Annotated in this window: 9 protein-coding genes; 4 read left to right on the forward strand and 5 right to left on the reverse strand. The window is 44.9% G+C overall.

The window, feature by feature from the left end; all coding sequences use genetic code 11:
• The first annotated feature begins 127 nt into the window (after nt 1-127).
• Nucleotides 128-1579, forward strand: a complete 1452-nt coding sequence (locus V7Q33_RS16410) for a rubredoxin domain-containing protein (protein WP_331977846.1) — start codon at nt 128-130, stop codon at nt 1577-1579.
• Here the strand turns inward: V7Q33_RS16410 and V7Q33_RS16415 are convergent.
• Both V7Q33_RS16415 and V7Q33_RS16420 read right to left on the reverse strand, forming a co-directional pair.
• On the reverse strand, nt 1576-3348 hold the full coding sequence (locus tag V7Q33_RS16415) for a chloride channel protein (protein ID WP_331977844.1): 1773 nt from the start codon (nt 3346-3348) through the stop codon (nt 1576-1578). The genes V7Q33_RS16410 and V7Q33_RS16415 overlap by 4 nt on opposite strands.
• A gap of 62 nt (nt 3349-3410) precedes the next feature.
• Nucleotides 3411-3971, reverse strand: a complete 561-nt coding sequence (locus V7Q33_RS16420) for an HD domain-containing protein (protein WP_331977842.1) — start codon at nt 3969-3971, stop codon at nt 3411-3413.
• Between the two features lie 120 nt (nt 3972-4091).
• On the opposite strand from V7Q33_RS16420, the gene V7Q33_RS16425 reads away from it, so the two are divergent.
• Together V7Q33_RS16425 and V7Q33_RS16430 are read left to right on the forward strand one after the other, a co-directional pair.
• Nucleotides 4092-4784, forward strand: coding sequence for a phosphonatase-like hydrolase (locus tag V7Q33_RS16425; protein ID WP_331977840.1), 693 nt, complete (start codon nt 4092-4094; stop codon nt 4782-4784).
• A 49-nt stretch (nt 4785-4833) separates the two neighbouring features.
• The gene (locus V7Q33_RS16430) at nt 4834-5430 is read left to right on the forward strand and encodes a hypothetical protein (RefSeq protein WP_333820516.1); all 597 of its coding nucleotides are present in this window, start codon (nt 4834-4836) and stop codon (nt 5428-5430) included.
• Nucleotides 5431-5632: 202 nt separating this feature from the next.
• On the opposite strand, the gene V7Q33_RS16435 is transcribed toward V7Q33_RS16430, so the two are convergent.
• The 3 genes from V7Q33_RS16435 to V7Q33_RS16445 form a co-directional block, all read right to left on the reverse strand.
• Nucleotides 5633-7906 carry a GAF domain-containing protein gene (locus V7Q33_RS16435; protein WP_331977837.1) on the reverse strand — a complete coding sequence of 758 codons (2274 nt, stop codon included), beginning with the start codon at nt 7904-7906 and terminating at the stop codon, nt 5633-5635.
• A 106-nt stretch (nt 7907-8012) separates the two neighbouring features.
• On the reverse strand, nt 8013-9347 hold the full coding sequence (locus V7Q33_RS16440; protein ID WP_331977835.1) for a DUF5690 family protein: 1335 nt from the start codon (nt 9345-9347) through the stop codon (nt 8013-8015).
• Nucleotides 9292-10140: a histidinol-phosphatase gene (locus V7Q33_RS16445; protein WP_333820517.1), complete on the reverse strand. Its 849-nt coding sequence runs from the start codon at nt 10138-10140 to the stop codon at nt 9292-9294. Before V7Q33_RS16445 ends, V7Q33_RS16440 begins: the two co-directional genes overlap by 56 nt.
• Before the next feature lie 180 nt (nt 10141-10320).
• On the opposite strand from V7Q33_RS16445, the gene V7Q33_RS16450 reads away from it, so the two are divergent.
• Nucleotides 10321-10973, forward strand: a 653-nt coding sequence (locus tag V7Q33_RS16450) for an FAD-dependent oxidoreductase (RefSeq protein WP_333820518.1), incomplete at its 3' end; no start/stop codon positions are given.

A 10973-nucleotide genomic window follows, 5' to 3' on the forward strand; every position in this document is an offset into this window, starting at 1 on the left:
GGAACAGGGAGCGTTTAAGCAGGAGAACCTTAAACTTTGAACCATGAACCATGAACCTTGAACTCTACGTGAACTTTGAACCTTTAAATTTAAAACCCTTAAATTTATACTGCTGATACAACCGATAATGGAAACGAAGAAGAGTGATTTAATCCGTGCATTTGTCAAGGGAGGAATACTATCGCCAGCCGATCTGTTGAAGATCATGGAGATCTCGCAGAGCCTGAACAATAAATTTGTGCTCTTTGGGTCGCGACAGGATATCATGTTTCCCTCGAACGATGTTGATCAGCAAACCATCGATCTTGCTTTTCGCGATATCGATATCGATTATGAACTGGGAAGCGATCAGTCTGTCTTTCAAAATATCGTAAGCTCCTATGTAGCCGTTAATGTGGTGGACACCACCAACTGGGTAAAGGAAGATACATATCATTTTGTGATCGATAACTTTGATTACAAGCCGCGCATCAAGATCAACATTGTTGACCCTGTGCAGAGCATCGTGCCATTATTTACCGGCGAACTCAACTTCATCGCATCACGGGAAGATAATTACTGGTATCTCTACATTCGTGATCCGCGCAAAGGGAATGTTGTGGAGCTCTGGCCAAAACTCATCTTCAGTCATGATATAGCAAAAGTATCGAAAGCACTGGAAGAACTCATTCTCAATTTTCAGCCTTTTGGTATCGATGAGCTGTTCGTGATTCTGCAAGGCAAGATGCGCATTAACCAGCGCACTATTACCGAGAAGCTGAAATTCCCCGACAGTACATTTCCGTATTACGAAGGACTGAACGCCATGCTCAACAATCAATACTGGTTGGGGCTATATTGGCGCAACAATCAATATGATATAGATTTCATGAGTGCGGCATGCCGGTTGTGCCAGGAAACGAATGTAGGCAAGATCAACATTATACCGTGGAAGGCTTTTATCATCAAAGGTATAAAAGCATCCGATCGCATTCGTTGGGAAAAGCTCATGGGTAAATTTGGTATTAACGGTCGCCATTCGTCATTGGAACTGAACTGGCATTTGCCGGTGATCGATGCGGATGCGCTTGAACTGAAACGCTTTCTGGTACGCGAGCTCGACCAGCAGGATATCAGCACGCACGGACTTACGTTTACCATCAAGATGAAACGTGACAGCTTTCTGTTTACCTCTATTGTGATTGAACGTAACAACGCGCTTGAAGCCAGCGAACGCTATAATATACTCTACGCAAAAGATTTCAATCCAAATCGCATTACATACCTCACGTATGCACGCGATGTGAAAAAGGAAATTATACCTGCCTTGCTTATCGAACTAAGCAAAATGTATTATCGCCAGCTTAACCCGGAGCGTGAGAAACAGAACGACAAAAGCAAGGAAGAAAAAGTGGTTTCCACCACGGTGAGTTATCAGTGCAGCAATTGCCTCTCCATTTACGACATGCGCTATGGCGATGCACTGGCTCATATACCTCCCGGTGTGCCCTTTGAAGAGCTGCCGGAAAATTACACCTGCCACGTATGCGATAGTCCTAAAAAATATTTTGTAGCGATGACAGTTTCATCGAAGGTTTAGGCCGACTTTACCAATTCCTCTCTATACTTGGTGAGTATACTGGATTTGGATACAAAGCCCAGGTACTTCTTATTGTCGACCACCGGTAAATTCCACTGGTTCGTTTCATCGAACTTCTTGAGAATGGCGTGAAGATTTTCGTTTGGTTCGATAATAGCAGGCGGACTAGTCATCAGATCCTGTACAAATACTTTGTCGTATTGGTCGTGTTTGAAAATGATACTGCGAATGTTATCCAGAAACACAAGTCCCTTCAGTTCTTCCTGCTCCAGCACCGGAAATATATTTCGCCTGGAAGTGGATATAACTTTTACCAGCTCTTGTAAAGAAGCATTCGGTGTTATAGTGGAGAAATTGGTTTCAATCAGTTCGGTAAGATCGAGCCGGCTCAGTAAATGTTTATCGCGGTCTTCAAGCGGTGATTTGAGTATGTTGGAGAGTTTCTTTGCTTCTATGGAGAGCGGCTCAAAATAGTGCACCACGGTAATGCTGATGGCCGATACGATCATGAGCGGAATCATCAGTTCATACCCACCGGTAATTTCGGCAATCAAAAATATAGCGGTGAGTGGGGCATACAGCACACCGCTTAATATACCGGCCATAGCCACCAGTGTAAAGTTTGTTTCCGGTATATGTGCAAGGCCCAGCAGGTTTACGATACGCGCAAATACAAAACCCAGGTAGGCACCTACAAAAAGCGAAGGACCAAAGCTTCCTCCATTACCACCGCTGCCAATGGTTAGTGCAGCCGCTATACTTTTTAAAAATGCGAGGCACCCGAGGAAGATCAGCAATGTATAGTCGGAGGTTATAACTTCGTTAAGCAGACTGTTTTGTACCAGATCTTCCGGGTTAAGCAACGAAAGGGTCTTGATCGTTTCATACCCTTCTCCAAATAAGGGCGGAAACAAGAGCAGCAAAACGGAAAGAAGTACCCCGCCCGTGATGACACGGACCCAGATATTGCCAACGGTTTTGATTTTAGAATCTACCCACTCAAACGTTCGGGTATAGTATAGCGATAAAAAACCAGCCAGTATACCAAGCACAATATAAAACGGAACGTTGTGATAGTTGAATGGCTGTGCGAGTTCGAAAGACAACAATACGCCTTCACCGAGAATGATCTTTGATAACAAAGCACCACAGGCAGCAGCAATGATCAACGGTATAAAGGCCGATGCACTTACATCGGCAAGCAAAACTTCTACAGCGAACAACACACCGGCAATGGGTGAATTGAATGCAGCCGAAATACCGGCAGCAGCGCCGCACGCAAGCAATATGGTTTTTTCTTTATAAGACAGGCTATATATACGCCCATAGTTAGAACCGATGGCAGACCCGGTTGTTACCATGGGCGACTCCAATCCGGTAGATCCACCGAAGCCAACGGTAAGTGCACTCGTAATGAGGTGCGTATACATCTGACTTGAAGGCAGTACACTCGATTTCTTGGTAATAGCATATACAATCTCGGCACTTCCTTTTTTGAAGTTGCCATGCAGAAAGCGCTGCACATAAAAAGTGGTGAGTGCAAGACCAATGATGGGGAAAAGTGTAAACAAAAAAAACTCTTCATAGGTGTGTGAATAATACTCCACCAGCGTTTCGATGCTGTGCACAAAATATTTCAGCACAATAGCGGTAAGTCCGGAGGAGAGACCTACCAATATACTCGAGTAGATAAAGAAATGACGGGGAGAGAGACTATCGTGGATGTAGCTGTTAAGGCGTTTGAAGATGTTGTGAAATTGTTTAATCATTTCGTATCATGAATGAGTGTGCAAAGTGCACAAGATAGGAAATGATCGAACGTAACGAAATACTATTGTGATAATACAGCCAATGCTTTCTTTTGAAGATCACGAAGGTCGATAATGGGAATATGCATCTCTTTGGCGAGCTCGTCCCACTTGCGCATGCGAATGCTGATTTCAAAAAGGGGGTCGCTTTCAAAAACAGCAGCTTCCTGTAATGTCATCACACCTCCCTGAAACTCCAGCGTCTTCCTGCTGGCTTCACTCAACTGCTCGTAGTACTCCGGGTATTTATAGGTGAGGTATCGCTTGGCCTGTACGTGATTCTCCACAAGTTTGGCAATGCGTTCCGGAAAACCTTTTGCACGAAGATAATCGCCACCGATCTTTTCATGGCTCTTCACACCATAGCCACCCATGTTGTTCTCTTCATTTACCATTACGCAGATGTGACCAATGTCGTGGAAGAAAGCAGCGAGCACTACTTCATCATCATATCCTTCCTGTAGAGCAAGCTGCGCAGCCTGCGACATGTGCTCGAGCTGCGATACCGGTTCTCCGATATAATCGGCATCGCCATATTTTTCATATAGGTCAAACACTTCGCGGATCGTTTCAGTAGCATTCATGAGTGGTAATTTTATACCGAAGATAACAAGAACCGTGTTATCGGAGCATTAAGTTTCTGTCTTTACTGTGAGCGGTATCGTATAGCTTGATGCAAGACTATATCTTGCAATAAAAAAACTATGGCAATAGAACTCGTGGTATTTGACTTGGCCGGTACAACAGTAAAAGATAATCAAGATGTACACCGCGTACTGCAGCTTGCATTGGCAAAGCATAACGTAACCATCTCGATCGAAGATGCCAATGCTGTAATGGGAATTCCCAAGCCGGTAGCAATACGAAAATTGCTGGAAAAACAATATATAGGTACACGCGCTATAGATGCTACCTGGATTGATGTGATCCACCACGATTTCGTGGAAGCCATGATTCATTTTTATAAGACAGATGCCGGTGTAGGAGAGAAGGAGGGCGTAAGCGATACCTTTCGCAGGTTGAGAAATAGTAAACTCAAAGTGGTGGTTGATACCGGATTCGATCGTCAGATCGTTGATCCTTTATTGGAACGGTTAGGGTGGAAGAAGGCCGATCTCATCGATGCCAGCGTAACCAGTGATGAAGTGGAACGCGGCAGACCTTTTCCGGATATGATCTTCCGTGCAATGGAGCTCACGGGTGTGAAAGATGTGAAATGTGTAGCGAAAGTTGGCGACACTTCATCCGACTTGCAGGAAGGAAATTCAGCAGGTTGCCCGCTGGTGATCGGTGTAACTACCGGAGCATTTTCGAAAGAAGAACTTTTAAAAGAGAAGCATACACACCTCATTGATAACATACACGAAGTGGTTCAAATTGTAAGCGACTTCACTTGATGTTCTATTAACAAAAGATTAAATTCATGTTAACCAACATTAACATGAAGTGAAACGTTTTGCGTGTCTTCTTTTCATTTCGTTTACCATTTGTAAACTTTTTGTGCAGGCACAGGAGCTTACCTGGTACGAAGGTTCGCTTGTTCTTCGCTCTGAAGAAGTATTCGTAGGATCTATAGCGATAGAGCCTGAATATGATCTGGTACTTCTCCGGTCGCACGATACCGTGTCGGTATATCCTGCACACAAGATATACTCCGTACAATTTTACAATGCCAGGCTCAACATGAACAAGCGGTATATATCTGTACAGGAACACGATATAGCCTGGAAACGATACAAGCTATATGAAGTAGTGGTATATGGAGATGTACACGTTTTGCGGAAAGAAAAAGAACATGCCTTTTCGCAAGGCTCCGATGTAGACGACTATATATACTTTACACTGCACCATGAAAAACTCAATAAATTAAAAGAATTTCATTCAAAAGTATATCCGGAGCTGGAAACGAACGGAGGCGTACTGCTCTCCATGTTTATATTGGAAAATGACCTTCGCCCCAAAAAGCCAGCTGAAGCAATCCGAATCATCCAATACTATAACAAACTAATCCGCGATGATCAAACGCTCGCAGCAGGATATTGAGGAAGAGCTGCTGGCTTCGGGTTGCTCGCTGCTGGATGATTTGCATTAGATTTATCGCTTATATTTTCTTGGTGAAGAAAACTTGTAGATTTTTAGCAAAGATTAATTGAGCGCGGCGCACCCTATTCACATTCCCACACCTTCCAGAAGCCAGCAGCCTGAAGCCAGTAACCTTTCTCAAAACTCGCAGCTCTTAACAAAACTATACCTTCCGAAGATCATTAATCCGCATCGATGCTTCTTCTTCCTTCATAGTAGAGAGAATAATCCAATGCACATCGGGTATATTGAGCGGGGCGTAGGCGTTGAGCATTTCGTTGCCGTGTTTGTTCTTTTCAATGAGTGTTCCGGTCTCACCACGCAACGCTGCCTCTACTGACTTGATCTGTATTTTCTCCAGCAGAATGCTCGTGTGCATTTTGTCGATCTGTAACGTAACAGAGCTGCTATAGCCAATTTTTCGCAGGCCCGCCAGGTATTTGCGTTTATCTTCCAGCAGTTCACGTGCTACTGAGCGCAGTTTATAATCGTTGCCAATGATCAACGTTTCACCACTTTCACCAAGACCATCAGTGCGCCAGTTGTTATCACCGGTGAGTATCTGGTTAATCTTGTTGATCGGCATCTGGAACACGAGTATACCAACCTTCTCGGCACCATCATAAACCGGACAGGCTATAAATGATGCCGGTGCACGATACGAGGGATCGTACGGTTCAAAGTCTTCCAGCTTCACAAAGTTTTTATCCGTGCTGGCAATAGCATTTTTTACTACACGACCGAAATTAGTTTGACTGTAAAGTCCTGTGAGGAGGCTGGTTCCGAAATCAATCTCTTTGAAAACGCTATAGACGATATCGCCAGTAATATGGTCAATCAGGAAGATATCGTAATAACCGAATTTCTCCAGGAAGTTTCGCATGATCGGATGATAGCGTGCATGTACCTCGCTATATACACTGGCATCGTCAGCACGATTCAACAAAGACTTTTGTCCGGTGGGGTGAGGGTTGTTGGATATATAGTGGTATTGCAGAACGCAGGTGCGGAGCTCTTGCGGCAGGTAATGCTCGCTCTGTTCGGGCAGATCGGTATTTTCTTTTAAACGCGTAATAAACTCTTCGGTATAGTACTTATCAAGGCTGCGTTTATAGTTTGCGATTTCAGTCTCTGTTACACCTTCACCGGTCTGGGCGAATGCCTGCTTAAATTCTTTCATGGCATCCACCACCATTTTGTTCTCCGAGAATGTGAGTATCTGGTTGCGGATGATGTCAAAATAATATTCGATGTTACGCTTCTTGGTGGAATTGATGGACTTTAACTGATCGAACTTCGATTCATAGTTCAGTTCCGCAAGTTGTTTGAAGAGCGCATTATACTTTCGGCTGATCTCTTCCTGGGTAGTCTGCAACTCTTCCTGGTTCTGGCGCAACTCTTCTTCCTGCGCACGCAGGCTTTCGGCCTGTTCGTGCGATTCGTTCAACAAGTGTTGTGTATGTTCTGCCGTACGATACGATAATATAGTGTGTGCTATATTTTCTCCAATCTTCTCTACAAAGGCAATTTCATGTTGCTGAAATTGTCTGAAGGATGCAATCTCCACAATTCCCACCACTTCTTCATTTGCCTTGAGTGGTGTGATGAGTATATTTCGTGGATTGGCTTCACCCAGACCGGAAGTAATACGTACAAATTCCTCTGGTATCTCTTTGAGGTGTATCGTTTCTTTTTCCAGAAAGGCCTGGCCGATGAGCCCTTCACCAATTGCGATCTTTTTGGTAAGATGCTTGGTGCGGTTAAATGCATAACATGCCAGCATCTCCAGATGTTGATTACCGTCCTGGTCATCGGTTAGTATAAAGATGGCACCCTGATTCGCTTTGATAAGCTGCACCAGATTCCTGGTAACATCATGTGCCAGTGAGGCCATGTTCTTATTCGAGCGAAGCACGTCTACAAAACGGGCAAGACCATCGGTAGTCCAGTTTCGTTTTTGATCTTCCTCTTTTACTGCCTGCAGATTTTCTTTTAGCTTCAACAGGGAATGACCCAGTTGGTCGTCTTCATGATTGGGCTGGTATTGTACCTCCAGGTTACCGTTGCGCACCTGTTCTGCGAAGGCGGTTTTCTTCATCAGGTCTTCTTTCAGAATGTTGAGTGAAGCAGCCATGTCGGTAAGCTCATCGTTTCCCGACAGGGCTATATTATGACGGAAACTTCCAACGGCCAGGGCCATGATCGCCTCGCGGATGGACGAAATCTTAAAGTTCATTCTCCGGGTAAAGGAAGCCGCCAGTATGCCGTGCGTGATAATCAGAAGCACGGAAATTCCCACTACGGCACCACGTTCCCCTGAAGCTTTTTGATGATCCCGCACAAGGAGGTAAATCAGCAGAATAAGAAGTAAAAGGATAGGGGTGATGTATAGCAGAAGGAACTTATAGAGAAACTGCCTCTTTGCAACAATAGCCATTTACGTCAATGAATTATTGACACAAAATTACAATTTTCTAACCGGAGGTAGGCTTGATTATAAATATTTTAAATTTTCGGCACGAGCGGGGATAAATCGTCTATGTTTACACAGGTTTTTGCCAACGTTTGTGCTTGTTATGGAAATATAGCATGGAGCCGAGAATGAGCAGAGAGCCGGCCACCGAAATAATATAGCCTGACGCGATAAATACCTGCAGCCAGCCTATACGGGAGTAGCCAAATTCCTTGAAGAACAGCATGCAAACGCTGGCCAGGTAACCAAACGAATCGGCTACGTACATAATAAAACCAACGGTGCCCACGTATTGAAATGCCGCGATGAGACGGTCGAAGAAGAGGCTGTTAAAGGGTACATATCCCATATACAAACCAAGTCCGATCAGGATCATCCAGGTGGTGGGATCAATCCAATGTTTCTCAAACAAAAGGGTGCTGGTGCCGATCAGGGCCATACCGGCAGCGATGATCAGGTGATTGACCATCAGCGCAAGCTTGTTGTTCCTGATGATCATGATGCTGCCCATAATGACGAGCACTGCGATAGCCACGGGTATCTCGGTGGTAGTAAATATCTGTGGTGAGTTACCATAGCCCAGCGACTTCCACACCTCCGCTGAAAAATTATCGCGAAAGTCGCGGTAAATGGTGAGCAACATATAGCAAAGCACAAAAAGCACGATGCCTGGTAAAAATGCCTGGATGAATTTCTTTCGCTCCGATACATTCATAGGTTGTCTGCGTGTTCGCAATTGCTCATCCCGCGCAGAAGGTGGTGGAACCTTATCGAGCAGGTATAGAAATAGCAATAGCGGTATAGTATAAATACAACACGCCATAAAGGGCATCCACGTTTCTGAAATATGCCAGTCGCGAATGAGATAAGCACCTGTAGAGCGGCACAGACCCGAAGAAAAAATAAAACTTACCGACAGAGCCGCCCCCAATACTTCCGTCATTCTGCGCCCTTCCAGGTAGCCGAACACCATGCCCCAGATCATGCCCAGCGGCAAACCGTTTGTAAAGAGAAATATAATGTTAATAGGAGCCGGTATGATGGCAAACAATAACCAGGATATACCGCCTATACCCGTGAGTATGAGTATACCGGTAGAACGTGCCTGTGCTTTCAACTCCGAGATTACCTTGATGCCAATGAACTTAGACGTACCATAGCCCACTACCTGGAAGATGACCAGCCACACTTTATAGCTTACCCCCCAATACACTATACCATCAAACGAAGCAGCAGCAAAAGTTTTACGAAATGCATAGACGCATGTGTAAAGACAGAACGCGGCCAGCGAAGTATAAAGGGTAAACCCCACCGCGTTGGTCTGTCGCAGCCACCGGGTAATTGGATGCTCAGCGGATAATGATACCTTGCTCATCAAAGCGGAATGATTGCCAGCGGCCTTCATGTAATAGGGTTAATGTTCTGAATCCAATGGTTAACAGAAGAGATGCCGTGACTGAAAACTGGTTGATAAGATCATCCGGATGATGCGCATCGCTGCTCAGCGTAACCGGTATACCTTTGTGCAGTATATACTCCAGTATCCACGGACCAGGGTAAGTAGTGGTGGATTTTTTCTGGTATATACCGCGTGTGTTTACTTCAATGATAGCACCGCTGTCGGCAATGACATCGATCGTCTTCTTCACCGCCTGTTGATACCAGGTATCGCGCTCATCGAAAAATTTGCCATCGATGTTTTGTATCTTGATCTTGTCGAGATGGCCTACAATGGCAGGGCAGGCGGTTGCAACCATTTCACGTGTTAGCTCATAGTAGCGTTCAATCGTATCGCGAATGTTGCCTCGAAAAATCTTTTCGTATCCTTCGAGAAAGAGTGTATGAAGTCCATCGATTTCCCAGCGAGTGCCATCCGGTAATTTCTCTACGAAATGAACAGAGCCTACTGTATAATCCAGCTTACTGCGGAAATCGCTGGGAGAGATTACTCCCGGTATAAAATCGATCTCCAGACTGCTGTATAGTTCGAGCGATGTTTTTCCTTTTAATACATTGAGCTCACGCAGGTAATTTTCGAGAGCATCCGGTTTCATGCACCACTGGCAGGGGAAAGGCACCGGTGCGTGCGATGATATACCAAGGCTGATCATATTGAGTGCTTCCGCCTTACGAACAACGTCTTCGATCGGGCTTTTGCCATCGCAATAATTACTGTGTGTATGAAAATTAGACCACATGTATCCGGTTCAGGTTTCAAAGTTTATAGTTAAATGTTGTAAGAAAAAAGGTAAGGAACAACCTTAACAAAACGATAAACTTTACCGGCTCACCGGCATGGCGCTGGCACGAACTTTTGGAATAACTTTACAGCCGGAAGTTACAGTTGCGAACTTCTTATGTATCAAACGAAAGAAGATATGGATCGTTCCGCAGATATCGCCATTGTTGGTGCCGGCATCGTAGGACTTGCCCATGCATACATGGCACTTCGTAAAGGATATAAAGTTGTGTTGTTCGAACGCGAGCAGTTTGCTATCGGTGCTTCCGTGCGAAACTTCGGACTTGTGTGGCCGATAGGACAAGAGCCGGGTGTTGGCCTTGACCGTGCATTGCGTGCGCGACAGCATTGGGAAGAAATATCGAAAGAGGCTGGCTTCTGGATGAAACCGAATGGATCGCTTCACCTGGCTTATCACGAAGATGAGTGGAACGTGCTGAACGAATTTATAGATCTATATAAAGGTACAGCCTATAAATGTTCATTGATCACGGCCGATGAAATTATTAAACGCTCACCGGCAGTTCGTAAGTTGAACCTGAAAGGCGGCTTGTGGAGCGAGACGGAAGGAACAGTATATGCACGCGAAGCCATCCGCAGAATACCCTTATGGCTACAAGAGAAATATGGCCTCATAATCAAGTTCGGCCATGTAGTTACCGAGATCGATATGCCGTTGATTAAAACAGCACGCGAAAGCTGGCGTGTAGATAAAGTATATATTTGCAGCGGAGCTGATTTTGAAACGCTATACCCGGAGGTATACGATCAGCACCCGGTAAGTAAATGCAA

It is taken from the genome of Ohtaekwangia sp. (assembly GCF_036786105.1).
In the GTDB taxonomy this organism is placed as follows: domain Bacteria; phylum Bacteroidota; class Bacteroidia; order Cytophagales; family Cyclobacteriaceae; genus Ohtaekwangia.